This is a genomic window from Streptomyces sp. NPDC052040 (genome assembly GCF_044548405.1).
Taxonomy (GTDB): Bacteria; Actinomycetota; Actinomycetes; order Streptomycetales; family Streptomycetaceae; genus Streptomyces.
In genome coordinates, this window is the sequence record NZ_JBIUBV010000003.1 from 279,212 (window position 1) to 292,794 (window position 13,583).

At 71.9% G+C, this 13,583-nt stretch carries 12 protein-coding genes; 6 read left to right on the forward strand and 6 right to left on the reverse strand.

Going from position 1 to position 13,583, the window contains the following annotated elements; genetic code table 11:
* Positions 1-20: 20 nt before the first annotated feature.
* On the forward strand, positions 21-2,318 hold the full coding sequence (locus tag ACIHAA_RS09610; RefSeq protein WP_399814910.1) for a phosphotransferase: 2,298 nt from the start codon (positions 21-23) through the stop codon (positions 2,316-2,318).
* A gap of 4 nt (positions 2,319-2,322) precedes the next feature.
* Here the strand turns inward: ACIHAA_RS09610 and ACIHAA_RS09615 are convergent, their stop codons facing one another.
* Positions 2,323-3,249, reverse strand: coding sequence for an epimerase (locus tag ACIHAA_RS09615; RefSeq protein ID WP_399815436.1), 927 nt, complete (start codon positions 3,247-3,249; stop codon positions 2,323-2,325).
* Positions 3,250-3,362: 113 nt separating this feature from the next.
* The gene (locus ACIHAA_RS09620; RefSeq protein ID WP_399814913.1) at positions 3,363-3,731 is read right to left on the reverse strand and encodes a hypothetical protein; all 369 of its coding nucleotides are present in this window, start codon (positions 3,729-3,731) and stop codon (positions 3,363-3,365) included.
* A 336-nt stretch (positions 3,732-4,067) separates the two neighbouring features.
* Between ACIHAA_RS09620 and ACIHAA_RS09625 the strand changes: the two genes are divergently transcribed.
* The 3 genes from ACIHAA_RS09625 (at position 4,068) to ACIHAA_RS09635 (ending at position 5,874) form a co-directional block, all read left to right on the forward strand.
* Positions 4,068-4,589: a helix-turn-helix domain-containing protein gene (locus ACIHAA_RS09625; protein WP_399814916.1), complete on the forward strand. Its 522-nt coding sequence runs from the start codon at positions 4,068-4,070 to the stop codon at positions 4,587-4,589.
* A gap of 119 nt (positions 4,590-4,708) precedes the next feature.
* A complete protein-coding gene (locus ACIHAA_RS09630) occupies positions 4,709-5,377 on the forward strand; it encodes a hypothetical protein (protein ID WP_399814919.1) in 669 nt (222 codons plus the stop codon).
* A 161-nt stretch (positions 5,378-5,538) separates the two neighbouring features.
* Positions 5,539-5,874: a DUF2516 family protein gene (locus ACIHAA_RS09635; RefSeq protein WP_399815438.1), complete on the forward strand. Its 336-nt coding sequence runs from the start codon at positions 5,539-5,541 to the stop codon at positions 5,872-5,874.
* Between the two features lie 21 nt (positions 5,875-5,895).
* Here ACIHAA_RS09635 and ACIHAA_RS09640 read toward each other — a convergent pair whose 3' ends face one another.
* The 3 genes from ACIHAA_RS09640 to ACIHAA_RS09650 all read right to left on the reverse strand — a co-directional run bounded on the left by ACIHAA_RS09640 (position 5,896) and on the right by ACIHAA_RS09650 (position 9,928).
* A complete protein-coding gene (locus ACIHAA_RS09640; RefSeq protein WP_399814922.1) occupies positions 5,896-7,215 on the reverse strand; it encodes a PP2C family protein-serine/threonine phosphatase in 1,320 nt (439 codons plus the stop codon).
* A 331-nt stretch (positions 7,216-7,546) separates the two neighbouring features.
* Positions 7,547-8,677, reverse strand: a complete 1,131-nt coding sequence (locus ACIHAA_RS09645; protein ID WP_399814924.1) for an NlpC/P60 family protein — start codon at positions 8,675-8,677, stop codon at positions 7,547-7,549.
* A gap of 432 nt (positions 8,678-9,109) precedes the next feature.
* The gene (locus ACIHAA_RS09650) at positions 9,110-9,928 is read right to left on the reverse strand and encodes a class I SAM-dependent methyltransferase (protein ID WP_399814926.1); all 819 of its coding nucleotides are present in this window, start codon (positions 9,926-9,928) and stop codon (positions 9,110-9,112) included.
* Between the two features lie 355 nt (positions 9,929-10,283).
* Here ACIHAA_RS09650 and mshA point away from each other — a divergent pair, with 355 nt between their 5' ends.
* Both mshA and ACIHAA_RS09660 read left to right on the forward strand, forming a co-directional pair.
* The gene (mshA, locus tag ACIHAA_RS09655; RefSeq protein ID WP_399814929.1) at positions 10,284-11,624 is read left to right on the forward strand and encodes a D-inositol-3-phosphate glycosyltransferase; all 1,341 of its coding nucleotides are present in this window, start codon (positions 10,284-10,286) and stop codon (positions 11,622-11,624) included.
* A 23-nt stretch (positions 11,625-11,647) separates the two neighbouring features.
* Positions 11,648-12,148, forward strand: coding sequence for a YbjN domain-containing protein (locus tag ACIHAA_RS09660; protein WP_399814931.1), 501 nt, complete (start codon positions 11,648-11,650; stop codon positions 12,146-12,148).
* Here ACIHAA_RS09660 and ACIHAA_RS09665 read toward each other — a convergent pair.
* On the reverse strand, positions 12,117-13,448 hold the full coding sequence (locus ACIHAA_RS09665; RefSeq protein WP_399814934.1) for an MDR family MFS transporter: 1,332 nt from the start codon (positions 13,446-13,448) through the stop codon (positions 12,117-12,119). The two genes, ACIHAA_RS09660 and ACIHAA_RS09665, sit on opposite strands and share 32 nt — an antisense overlap.
* Between the last annotated feature and the right edge of the window lie 135 nt (positions 13,449-13,583).

Below are 13,583 nucleotides of genomic sequence, written 5' to 3' on the forward strand. Positions count from 1 at the left end.
ATCGAAGGTGTCGCACAGCCATGCAGGAGTCACCGTTGGGATTTCTGCGCGCCGCACGCGCCCTGGGCGCCTTCCACCGCGGCCGCCACCACCTGACGTACACGATCCGCCCGAACCTGACGGTCCGGCCGCCGACGGCGGCGGAACACGGCGAGGTGGTCACCGTGCGGCAGTGCGTCCCCGCCGCCCCGACCGCTGCCGCTGCCGCTGCCGCTGCCACGGTCGTCGGCACCTGGCAGGACGAGCCGGGCATCCTCCAGGCACTCCGAAACGCCCTGCCGCACACCCCCCACCCCCTGGCCACCCCCCGCCTCCTGGCCCGAATCCACCCCTCGACCACACCCCGCCCCCGCCTTTTGCACAGCAACCTCGCCCCGCACGGGGACCTCACCGTCCTCGCCCATCCCGAGGCGGTCCCCCTCTCCACGCTGCACCCCGACGGCACCCCGCTGGACCCCTGTACCGTCACCGCCCTGGCGGCCCTGCTCGCCGACCTGGCCCGGTTACGGCGACGCCAACTGCCCCCGCTGCCCGCCGCCTGGCCGCGGTCCGGCCGCGACGGCAGGGCCTTTCTGCGCGCCCTCGCCCGCACGGCGCACGAGCAACTGGCGGCGTTCGACCGGGGGACCCGCTTCGGCGGTCTGTTCGCGATGCTGGGCATCCCCGAGAACGCCCTCGTCCACCTCGCGGAACGGACGCCCGCGCTGGTCAACCGCCCCTTCGGCCTGATCCACACCGATCTGCACCGGGACAACGTCCTGGTCACCCGCCACGGGAACCCGCCCCTGATCTGCCTCGACTGGGAGCCCGCGGCCTACGGCGACCCCCTCCACGGCCTCGCCGCCCACCTGGTGCGCATGCGCTACCCCGTCCACCAGTGGGACGAGGTGGTCGAAGCCTGGCGCAGAGCCGCGGGCGAACGGTGCGGCGGGGCGGTCCAGGGCCTCGACCGCGACCTCGGCCACTGTCTGGCCTTCGAACGAGCCCGAGCCGTCCACCCCGAGGTGATGCGAGCCGCCCTGTCCCTCGGCGCCTCTCTCGGCCATTCCCTCGACGACTCCCCCGACATCGACCGGCAGGACCTGGCCACCGCGGCACGGACGGTCCACACCGCACTGACCGCGGCCGAACGGCCACTCCGCCTCAGAAACCTCCCGGACGAACAGCAGATCGAACGCATCCTCTTCCGCTGGACGGAATCCCAGAGAGCCCGCACCCACCCGAACAAGCCCTCGCGACCACCACGCCCCGCCCGGCACAACCGGCCCGGCTACGCATGGAAGCGCGACCCGCGGGTCCCCCTCCGCCCCGACTTCCCCTCCGAGGCGGTGGGCCGAGCCCTGTGCGAGGAAGGAGCCGCCCCGGCGGACCACGTGTTCCGGGGCACGTCCCACCTCAACACGGCCGTAAGGGTGGAGGGCATCGGCTTCCCGGTCATGGTGCGCCGCAGAACGGACCCGGCGGACAGCCCCCTGGAACGCCGCTTCCTCAACGAGCACGCCGTACTGGGCGCGATCGAACGGACCGGCGTCCGGGTGTGCGCGCCCCGCGTCCTGGCCCTGGGCACCAGCGGCCTGGGCGAACAGTTCGCCATCCACACCTACGAGGGTCCCGCGGACGCCGTCGTCCGGCCGCCCTCCCATCCCGAGTACGGACTGCTGCCGCACGAGTCGGACCACCTCGTCGACCAGCTCGCCGAACTGGCCGCCGTCCCCTGCGAGCGGATCGACCCCGCCCACGGCGAGCCGGACTTCTCCTCCTGGCTGCGGACCGAACTGACCCGCCTGGTCCGCGAACTCCCCGCACCCACACGGGACATGGCCCGCGAACTGGGACTCCCGGACGCCGTACGACTGGACGAGATCCTCGCCCGCCATGTCCTCGTCCCGCGCCGCCCGGTACTGCTGCACGGCGACCTCAACCCATGGAACCTGGTACGCCGCGCCGACGGCGGAATCACCCTCATCGACTGGGAGATGGCGATGCTCGGCGACCCGCTGTACGACCTGGTGCGCCATCTGCATCTGACGCCCACCCGCCCGGACATCCGCCGACGCCTGCTAGCCCGCTGGTCGCGACGGCTGCCGGACGACTGCACCAAGGGCTGGCAGGACGACTGGCGGGCCTACCGCTGGATCGAGATCGTCCGCTCCGCCTACGTCGACCTGAACCGCCTGACCACCGCCGGCACCCCCACGGCCCCGAACGTCCGCCGCGCACTCGACACCTACACCATGACCCTCCACTCCGCCACCGCCGCCCTGGGCCTCCCCCTCAAAACCCCATTTCCCCCGCGTCCCTCGGGCGGGAGAACGTAGTCGCTCACCGAGCCAACGACCGCGCCGCGCTCGCCCACTCAGGATGGATGAAGGAGAACCCGGCCCCGCTCAGCCGACCGGGCGTCACCCGACGGCTCTTGAGCAGCAGTTCGGTGTCCGTGCGCAGCAGGAGGGCACCCAGTTCGGCCATGCCCCGGGTCGCGGGCAGCCCGACCGGGACGCGCCAGGCCGCACGCAGCTCCCGCATGAACGCCCGGTGCGGCAGCGGGCCGGGTGCGGCGAGGTTGACCGGGCCCGCCATGTCCTCCCGGGCGATCAGGAACTCCACGGCGCGTACGAAATCCCGCTCGTGGATCCAGGAGACGTACTGCGCGCCACCGGCGACCGGACCGCCGAGGCCGAGCCGGACCAGCCTGGACAGCACGTCGAAGACCCCGCCCCGGTCCGGGCTCATCACCATCGCCGCGCGCAGCGCCACCTTCCGGGTGGCCGGAGTCTCCGCCTCGGCCAACGCCCGCTCCCATGCGCGCGCGATCCGCACGCTGTACTCCCAATAGCCGGGCACGCCCGGTTCGGTGCCGCCGACCATGCCGGTGGCCTCGTCGTTCGCGGCGTCGAAGCGATGGGCGTAGATCGTCGCCGTACTCATCTGCAACCAGACGCGCGGCGGCCGCACGGCGGTGGCGATCGCCTCCCCGACCACCCGCGCCGACGCGACCCGGGAGTCCATCATGGCGCGCAGGTTCTCAGCGGTGTAGCGACAGGAGACGCTGCGCCCGGCCAGATTGACGACGACATCGCAACCGTCGATCACGGACGCCCACTTCCCCAGAGCGACGCCGTCCCACCCCACATGCCCCGCGCGCACCGGCCGTCGGGTCAGAACCGTCACCTCGTGCCCGGCCCCGGTCAAGGCACGATCCAGGATCGTGCCCACCTGCCCGGTCCCCCCTGCCAGTACCACCTTCATCGCCTTCACGGACATTCCCCCCCAACCCCCGGCCCCCCAACGCACTCCCGCGCTTTCCCCCATTCTTGAACGCGTTCAAGAAACCCACAAGACCGAGCGACTCGGCGTCTCGGTCAATCCGGGAACTGTGCGCCTTGCGCTGCTTCGCACTCGGCAGCGAACTCGTCGAGGAGCTCGAACAGGACCTTGATCGCGTGCTGTTCGTCCTCAGGCGGAAGGTTCCAGACGTCGTCCCAGCCGTTCGGGAGGGCGATGTGGAGGACCTGGCCGGGCCAGGCATGGTTGCAGCCGCGTCCGCGACGGGTGACGAGCCAGTCGTGCCAGCCGGTGAGCCCGCGCCCACCGTGCCGGAGAGCATGCTGGTCATAGCCGGTCAGGAACGCGGTCAGCATGGGGAACGAGGCCTTGCCGGCGAACATGCCGGGACGTAGGCCGACGCAGGCGAAGTACTCGCGTTCCGTCATCTCCGAGAGGGACTTCATACCTCCGCACCTTCTTCGCTCTGCATGACGAACTCGGCCGACGGGCGGTGGTCCCGGGATGGCTGCTCGGTTCCGCCTCCGGCTGCCCGAGGTCCCTCTCGCGCTCGGGGACGGCAACACCCCGCCGCTCGCCTCCGATTCCGTGGACATCCTCACCCATACGCTGGTTGGTCCAGTGCCAGGTTTGGGGATCCGTCCCGGAAGCACTGCGGGTGCTTCGCCCCGGCGGTGCACTCGCCCTCTGGTGGAACGACTCCGAGGTCTGCCACCCGAAGGGCGATGCACTTTTGCAAGCGGTTGCTTGCAATTGTTAGCGCGGTGGGGCACAGTGGAGGCATGGCATCGCTCAACGTCGGCAATCTCGGGGAGTATCTGCGCGAGCAGCGGCGCAATGCGCAGCTGTCGCTCAGGCAGCTCGCCGAAGCCGCCGGGGTGTCCAATCCGTATCTGAGCCAGATCGAGCGCGGGCTGCGCAAGCCGAGCGCGGAGGTGCTCCAGCAGGTCGCCAAGGCGCTGCGGATCTCCGCCGAGACGCTGTATGTGCGGGCCGGGATCCTCGACGCCGAGCGGGACCGCGAGGAGTTCGGCCGGGAGGGCGCCACCCGCGCCGTCATCCTCGCCGATCCGGGGCTCACCGAGCGGCAGAAGCAGGTGCTGCTCCAGATCTACGAGTCCTTCCGCAAGGAGAACGGACCCGGGACCGCCCAGCAGGCCGCAGCCGACGAGAACGACCGGAAGGCCCCGCGGGCTCCGGAAGCGGACGGCGCCCAGGACACCGGTGACCCCGGCCCCCGCGTGGCCGACGGCAGCGATGCCGGTCCGCGGCACACCACCGACAGACCCGACCGCCCGGCATGACCGGACCGGCCGGATCATCTGGATCATCCGGGGCAACCGGATCGTCCGGGACGACCGGATCGTGACCCAAGGACCGCAACACACCCTCAGTCGAAAGCCGAACCGGGAGGACCGTTCCCATGGCCATCAGCGACGACCTGCGTAAGACCCTCAGCGACCCGACCCCGCTCTACTTCGCCGCCGGCACCGCCGACCTGGCCATCCAGCAGGCCCGGAAGGTCCCCGGCCTGGTCGAGCAGCTGCGTACCGAGGCCCCGGCCCGCATCGACGCGGTGCGCAACACCGACCCGAAGGCGGTCCAGGAGCGGGCCTCGGCCCGTGCCAAGGAGGCCGGTGTCCGGGTCAAGGTGACGCAGGAGACCATCCAGACGAGGGTCGGCGAGTTCCTCACCTCGCTCGACTCGGACATCAAGAAGTTCGGCACCACCCTGGACGCCGACCTGAAGAAGCTCGGCGAGACCGCCCAGGACATCGCGCTGCGCGGTGTCGGCGTCGCCGCGGAGTACGCGGTCAGGGCCCGGGAGACCTACGAGAAGGTCGCCGAGCACGGCGAGCAGGCCGTGCGGACCTGGCGGGGCGAGGCGGCCGAGGAGATCGAGGACCTCGCCGTCGCCGTCGAGGGCAAGGCGGAGCCCGTCGAGGTCAGGGACGAGCAGAAGCCGTCCGAGAACAAGGCCGAGGCCGCCGACGACAGGAAGACCGCGACCGCGAGCGCGTCCGCGCCGAAGAAGACGGCGCCGGTCCGCAAGCCGGTGGCGAAGAAGACGACCCCTCCGCCGGCCAAGTAGGCACCCCCGGCCCCCGCCCTCGCCTCCGTGCGGCGGGCGGGGCGGTCGGCAACGGGCCGGGCACTTCGCGGGTGCCCGGCCCGTTCTACGGATACACGGCCGCCGGACACGGGTACGGTGGCCGTACAGAGGACTCGAACCAGGTGGTGGGCATTGTGCTGATGACGGCGTTCGGCGGCTTTCTGTCGCTGCTCTATCTCGCCATGCTGGTGCTCGCCGTGGTGGCACTGGTGATGGCCGTGCTGTACCGCGATGACGCGTACCGTGCCGCCGACAAGCAGAACAAGGGCTTCTGGCTGATCATCCTCGGCATCGCGGTGGCCGTGAACCTGCTGGTGCCGATGCTCTTCCTCCAGCTCGCGGGCCTGGTCGCCTCCATCGTGTTCTTCGTGGACGTCCGCCCCGCGCTCAAGCAGGTCTCGGGCGGCGGCTGGGGCCGTCGCCGCCGCGGAAGCAGCAGCGACGGGCCCTACGGTCCGTACAACGGCGGCCGCTAGACACCAACGGCCTCGGGCCGCCTACGGTGCCCGGTCGAGCAGGACGACCGCCACGTCGTCCGTCAGCTCTCCGCCGTTGAGGTCGCGGACCTCGTTGACCGTCGCCCGCAGCAGCCTCTCGCCGGTCAGGCCCTCGGCGAGACGGCGGCGGACGAGATCCACCATGCCGTCCTGCCCGAGGCGCTCCCGGCCCTCGCCGACGCGCCCCTCGATCAGACCGTCCGTGTAGAGCATCAGGCTCCAGGCGGGGCCCAGCTCGACCTGCATCCGCGGCCAGCGGGCACGAGGCAGCAGACCGAGCGCCGGGCCGTTGTTGTCGTACGGCAGCAGCTCGGCCGTCGGCGTTCCGCCGTACGCGAAGGGGTGGCCCGGGCGCGCGATCAGCGGCGCCGGGTGTCCGGCCAGGCACAGTCCGGCGCGGCGGCCGTCCGGCGCGATGTCCACCGTGCAGAGCGTCGCGAAGATCTCGTCGTTGTCCCGCTCGTGCTCCAGCACCTGCTGGAGCGTGGACAGCAGCTCGTCGCCGCACAGCCCCGCCAGCGTCAGCGCACGCCAGGCGATGCGCAGCTCCACACCGAGCGCGGCCTCGTCCGGGCCGTGCCCGCAGACGTCACCGATCATGGCGTGCACCGTGCCGTCGGGCGTACGCACCGTGTCGTAGAAGTCACCGCCGAGCAGCGCGCGGGAGCGGCCGGGGCGGTAGCGGGCGGCGAAGCGCAGCGAGGAGCCGTCGAGCAGCGGGGTCGGCAGCAGGCCGCGCTCCAGGCGGGCGTTCTCCTGGGCCCGCAGCCTGGACTCGGTCAGCCGCCGTTCGGCCGTGTCGGACCGCTTGCGCTCGACCGCGTAGCGGATCGCCCGGCTCAGCAGACGTCCGTCCAGCTCGTCGCGGAACAGATAGTCCTGGGCGCCGACGCGCACGGCCTCGGCGCCGCGCTCGGCATCGCCGGACGCGGTCAGGGCCAGCACGGCATGGCGCGGCGCGAGCCGGAGCACATGCCGCAGCACGGCCAGCTCGTCGTCCTCCTCGGCGGCCCGGCCGGGGGCGGGCAGCGCGATGTCCAGCAGGATGCAGTGGACGTCATCGGTGAGCAGCCGCTCGGCCTCGGTGAGGTTGCGGGCGGTGCGCAGCCGGATGGGGCGGCCCGCCGCGTCGAGCATTTCGGGCACGATCGGCGCGCCGGTCGGGTCGTCCTCGATCACCAGCAGGGTGAGCGTGTCGGCCGGCGCCTTGGTACGGGTGGCCGGCCCCGGAGTGGCCGGGGTCCCCGGCGGGGACGCGGCTGGAGCCTGACCACTCTCCACGGCCGGGATCGCTCTCTGCCGCGGTACGGGTACGGGCATCGTTTGGGTTCCTTCCCTCCCCCCGAGGGCACGGGTGGGGCGAGGGACCTCGACCCACCGACGGGGACCATAGCGGTAGGCGAGGCCGCAACGGAATGCCCGGCGACGTGCTGGATGGCCACAGGCCACCGTCATATGCCGCATCCCGTACCGCAGTTGGACACGGTTGACGGCGTCCGGGATGACGAATGTCACGTCAGGGTGGGTTTGGGGCGGGGTGCGGCGTGCTCCGGGTCACGTGGGGGGCGTCACGCGGGGGTGGGACGGGGTGGGAGAAGGCCTTGCGGGCCCCGGCGGTGTGCGTCCGGGACCCGCCGCCCGGTGGCCGTGTTCAGCGCGCGTCCGGGCGCACCACTCCCAGGATCGGCATCGAGCCCGCGCCGGCGATCGTCACCGAGCGTCCCGGGCGCGGGGCGTGGATGATCGCTCCGTCGCCGACGTACATCGCCACATGGCTGGCGTCATGGAAGTAGATGATCAGGTCGCCGGGGCGCATGTCCTTGATGCCGACATGTCTGAGCTGTTTCCACTGCTCCTGCGAGGTGCGCGGGATGGGGGTCCCGGCCGCCGCCCACGCCTGGGAGGTCAGGCCCGAGCAGTCGTAGGACGACGGGCCCTCGGCTCCCCATACATAGGGCTTGCCGAGCTGGTCGCTCGCGAAGCGCACCGCCTTCTGGCCCTCCGCGGAGGCCCGGGTGCTGATGTCCTTGAGTATCCCGGTGTCGAGCCAGGCCGTCTGCGCCTGCTCCGCGGCCTGTTCCTCCAGCTTCCGGAGCCGCTCCTGCTCCTGCTTCCGCAACCGCGACCGGAGTTGCTCGGCCGCAGTGATCTCCTTCTCGATCCTCTTCTTGGCGTCGGCCTTCGCCTTGCGCTCGGCGTCGAGTTCCTTCCACTGGTCGGAGGCGTCACGCGCGTACTGCTTCAGGTCCTCCTGGGTGCGCGTCATCTCCGTGAGCAGTCCCTCGGTGGCACGTTCGCCCTGGCGGACGGTGCCCGCGTCGTCGAGGAACTGCTGCGGGTCGTTGCTCAGCCAGAGCCGCACCTCGGGTGGCAGCCCCCCACCGCGGTACTGGGCGCGGGCCGCCGCTCCCGCGCGGTCCTTCAGCGCGGCCAGCTTCTGCTGCCCCTTCACGATCTCCCGGGCCAGATCGACGATGCGCGCCGACTGCTTCTTGGCCCGCTCCTCGGCCGCGTTGTAGGCATCCGTGGCCACAGCGGCGTCGTGGTAGAGCGTGTCCAGCTGTCTGCGGACCGCTTCGAGGTCCTTCCCGGCCGCGGGAGCCGAGCCGCCGCCCGGAGCCCCGGTCGCACCGCCGTGCGTCGGAGCGGACCCGCCGGGCGGAGCGGGCGCCGGGGCCGGACGGCCCGGCCTCGCACAGGCGGTGCCCGGTGCGCTCAGCACGGTGACCGTGCAGGCCAGGGCAATTGCGGCCGTGGTCAGGGCCCGCTTCCCGGATCCCATACTTCGCCCCCACATCTGGTTTACCATCAGTAACTTGCGGTGCCTGGGGATAGTGCCATGCCGATGGGCAAACCGGCAGAGACGGGACGTACCCGTACAGAAAACTCCCCCGCCTGCCGCACCTGGTACGACGATCTCCCTGTCTTTCCAGCCGTTCGCGTACGACTGTCCCCCTGCCGCGTGAATCCGCCTTGAAGGGCGGCTTCCCCGGCCGCTCGGTCACTCGGTCACTCGGTCACTCGCGCACGATGTCCCCCTGTCCGTCCCCCTGTCCCCGTCCGTCACCCCCGTACGGCGACTTCCCGCGACTGTGACGAAACAGGCGAGAAGATCGTTCCCCGCAGGTCGGGACGGGGATACGGGTGGGGGTCTCCGGGGAGAAGCCTTCGGGATCTCCGGGGAGAGGCCTTCGGGGCAGATCTTCCGAGGGGGCTACGCGCGGGGCGCCAGGGCTCCCCAGGCCACCGTGACCTCGCCCTGCCGCCAGCGCGCCGGGCCGTCGGTGACGGGCCAGTCCGCCGTCAGTTGGCGGACCGTGCGTATCCAGCGCTGGCGTGCGCCGTAGGACGCGTAGGGCGCGGCGGCGGCCCAGGCGCGGTCGAAGTCGTGCAGAAAGGCGTGCACGGGCTCGCCCGGGACATTCCGGTGGATCAGTGCCTTCGGGAGCCGCTCGGCCAGGTCGGACGGGCGGTCCAGGGAACCGAGCCGGGTGGCGAAGGTGACCGTGCGCGGCCCCTCCGGACCGAGGGCGACCCACACATGGCGGCGGCCTATCTCGTCGCAGGTGCCCTCGACCAGCAGCCCGCCGCGGGAGCCGGTCACCGGGTCGGCGGGGGAGAGGCGGGCGCACAGCCGCTCCCAGACCGCGGCCACCTGGCCCTCCTCGTACTGCCGCAGCACATTGGCGGCGCGGATGAGGCTGGGCCGACCGGGGACCGGTACCTCGAAGCCGCCGTGCCGGAAGACCAGGCCCTCGCGGGCGTACGGCCGGGCGGCGGCGACCCGCGCGGGCTCGATCTCCACCCCGACCACCCGGGTGCGGGGCGCGGTGGTACGCAGGCGGTGCAGCAGCTCGACCGCGGTCCAGGGGGCGGCCCCGTACCCGAGGTCGACGGCCACGGGCTCCGCCGTACGGCGCAGCTCGGCGCCGTGGACGGCCGCGATCCAGCGGTCCATCCGGCGCAGCCGGTTCGGATTGGTCGTCCCGCGCGTCACCGTACCCACGGGGCGGGACGCGGCGCGGGTTGACATGAGTACGAGAGTAAGCGGCGGCACGGGTGTCCGTTTCGGCCTGTGGATAACCGGGGCGGTCCCCCCGGCGCCCGAGTAGCTGGGAAGGGATCGCCCCCCCGAGGACCGCCGCGCCGCCGAGCCGCCCAGCCGCCCAGCGGTCGAGTGGCCGGGCGGTCGAGTCGCCGGGCAGGCCGAGCACCGATTGCCGCCGGGCAGCATCATCGAACGGTTGATCGGAAACAGGCAACGGTTCGGTAAAGCTGCCTGCGAGGAGCCCTCCGCGGGAAATGGAGCGCCCCACCCCGGTGTTCCCCCGATGCGAGGGTGTGCGGGCCTTCGCGGCAGGCATGCCCGCAACAAGGAGGAACGCCAGGTGAGCCAGTACGTCAGCAGGCTCGGGCGTCGCTCCCCGGCGACTGCCTCCCGGCTTCGGCTGCCACACCGCAGGCCCCGCCGGGTCGCCATGCTCTCCGTGCACACCTCGCCCCTCCACCAGCCCGGCACGGGCGACGCCGGAGGCATGAACGTCTACATCGTGGAGCTGGCCCGTCGGCTGGCCGCGATCAACATCGAGGTCGAGATCTTCACCCGGGCCACCACGGCCGCTCTCCCGCCGACCGTCGAACTGGCGCCCGGCGTGCTCGTCCGGCACGTCGACGCCGGCCCCTACGAGGGCCTCGCCAAGGAAGACCTCCCGGCCCAGCTGTGCGCCTTCACCCATGGCGTGATGCAGGCCTGGGCGGGCCACCGCCCCGGTTACTACGACCTGGTGCACTCCCACTACTGGCTCTCCGGCCATGTCGGCTGGCTGGCCGCCCAGCGCTGGGGCGCCCCGCTGGTGCACGCCATGCACACCATGGCCAAGGTCAAGAACGCCCGCCTCGCCGAGGGCGACACCCCCGAGCCCGCCGCCCGGGTGATCGGGGAGACCCAGATCGTGGCCGCCGCGGACCGGCTCATCGCCAACACCGCCGAGGAGGCCGCCGAACTCGTACGGCATTATTCGGCCGACCCCGGCAAGGTCGCGGTCGTCCACCCCGGCGTCAATCTGGAACGTTTCCGTCCCGCCGACGGCCGCGCCGCCGCCCGCGCCCGGCTCGGCCTCCCGCAGGACGCGCTGATCCCCCTCTTCGCGGGGCGCATCCAGCCCCTGAAGGCGCCCGATGTGCTGCTGCGCGCCGTCGCGGTCCTCCTCGACGACCGCCCCGAGCTGCGCTCCCGTATCGTCGTGCCGATCGTGGGCGGCCCCAGCGGCAGCGGCCTCGCCAAGCCGGAGGGGCTCCAGAAACTCGCCGCCCGCCTCGGTATAGCCGATGTGGTGCGCTTCCGGCCGCCCGTCGGACAGGAACAGCTCGCCGACTGGTTCCGCGCGGCCTCCGTCCTCGTGATGCCGTCGCACAGCGAGTCCTTCGGGCTGGTCGCCATCGAGGCGCAGGCGACCGGTACGCCGGTGCTGGCGGCCGCGGTCGGCGGTCTGCCGGTCGCCGTCCGGGACGGGCAGACCGGCTTCCTGGTCCAGGGGCATGAACCCGCCGCCTACGCACGTGTCCTGAGCGACTTCGCCGACCGGCCGGAGTTGTGCTCCCGGATGGGCGAGGCGGCCGCCCGGCACGCCGAGTCGTTCGGCTGGGACACGGCGGCCTCGGCCACGGCCGGGGTGTACTCGGCAGCCGTGGCGGACCACCGGCGCCGGGTCCGCGCACACCACGGCTGACCCCGGTCGCGTACGCTGCCCGCATGGCTGAGGAACAGCATGCGGCGCAGGTCATCGAGGGCGTCCTCGACGAAGCCGAACTGGAGTGGGAGAACCCGCAGTCGGGCACGTACGTCGTGAAACTCCCCGGGACGCGCAAGCTGTCGACGACCGTCTCACTGATCGTCGGCAAGCACTCCCTGTCCCTCAACGCCTTCGTGATCCGCCACCCCGACGAGAACGAGCCCGCGGTCCACCGCTGGCTGCTGGAGCGCAACCTCAAGCTCTACGGAGTGAGTTACGCGGTGGACCCGCTCGGCGACATCTATCTGACGGGCAGGCTGCCGCTGGCCGCGGTCACCCCCGAGGAGGTGGACCGGCTGCTCGGCTCGGTCCTGGAGGCGGCCGACGGCAGCTTCAACACCCTCCTCGAACTGGGATTCGCCTCCGCGATCCGCAAGGAGTATGCCTGGCGGGTGGCCCGCGGCGAGTCGACACGCAACCTGGACGCGTTCAGCCACCTGACCCAACGCTCGGACGCCTGACCCGGACCTCACTCTTCCCGCCCCCCGGAAGGTCTGCGACGGCCTCCTGCTCCGGACGATCCGCCACGGCCTTCTGGCGCGGACGGTCCGCCGCGGCCGCCTGCTCCGGAAGGCGCCGCATCAGCGCCCCGTACCCCACCGCTGCGACGGTGCCGACCGCCGCGCACAGGACCCACAGCCACCGTGCCCCCAGCCGGTCGATGACAAGACCGGACATCAAGGGGGCGATCAGGCTCGCCACCGCCCACGACAGGGAGTACATGCCCTGGTAGCGGCCGCGCCCGCGCACCGGGGAGAGACGTACGACCAGGCCGGTCTGGACGGGCGCGTTGACGATTTCGGCGAGTGTCCACACGCACACCGTCAGCGCGAAGGCGCCGACCGACCCCGCGAAGGCGGTGAGCCCGAAGCCGTAGCCCGCGAGCAGGGACGAGACCACCAGCAGCCGACGCGGGTCGCGATGCTCGATGAACCGGGTGACCGGTATCTGGAGGGCGACGATCAGCACCCCGTTGACGGCGATCGCCAGGCCGTAGTCCGCGGGTGCGAACCCGGCCCGGCCCATGGCCACCGGCAGACCCACCGAACCCTGCTGGAAGACCAGTGCGACGAGGAAGGACAGCCCGACCACGCCCATGAAACGGCCGTCGCGCAGCACGGTCCCGAGGCGTACGTCCTCCTCCCCGGCCTCCTCCGGAAGCGGCGCGGGCTTCGACTCGGGCAGCTTCACGAAGACGACGATCGCGCAGATCAGCGTCATCCCGGCCTCGATCAGGAACCCCGCGAGATAGCTGAACTCGGCGATGAAGCCCGCGGCCGTGGAGGAGACGGCGAAGCCGAGGTTGATCGCCCAGTAGTTCAGGGAGAAGGCGCGGAGCCGGTCCTCGGGCCGCACGATGTCGGCCATCATCGCCTGCACGGCCGGACGGGAGGCATTGGAGGCCATGCCCACGACAAAGGCAACGGCGGCGATGGCGACCGGATCGTGCATGAAGCCCAGCAGGGCGACCGAGAGGGCCGTGGACGACTGGGCGATCAGCAGGGTCGGCCGCCGCCCCAGCCGGTCGGCCATCACCCCGGCGCCGAGCGAGGAGGCCACCCCGCCGAGCCCGTGCAGCGAGGCCACCAGACCGGCGTACGAGGCGGAGTACCCGCGGTCCAGGGTGAGGTAGAGGGCCATGAAGGTGGCGACGAAGGCACCGAGCCGGTTGACGAGGGTGCTGGTCCACAGCCACCAGAACTCCCTGGGGAGCCCCGAGACGGTCTCCCGGGCGGCGCGTCTCAGGGCGACGAGTGGCATACGGGATCCCCCACGGATGTCGGATGTAAGTGGCTCAGTCCAAGATCACAAGTTACGGCGACGGAGCGAGCACCTGCCACCGAATTAACAGAAGCCGTCAACCGTCGTCCGCCCGGACCCGTCCGTCGTCCGGGT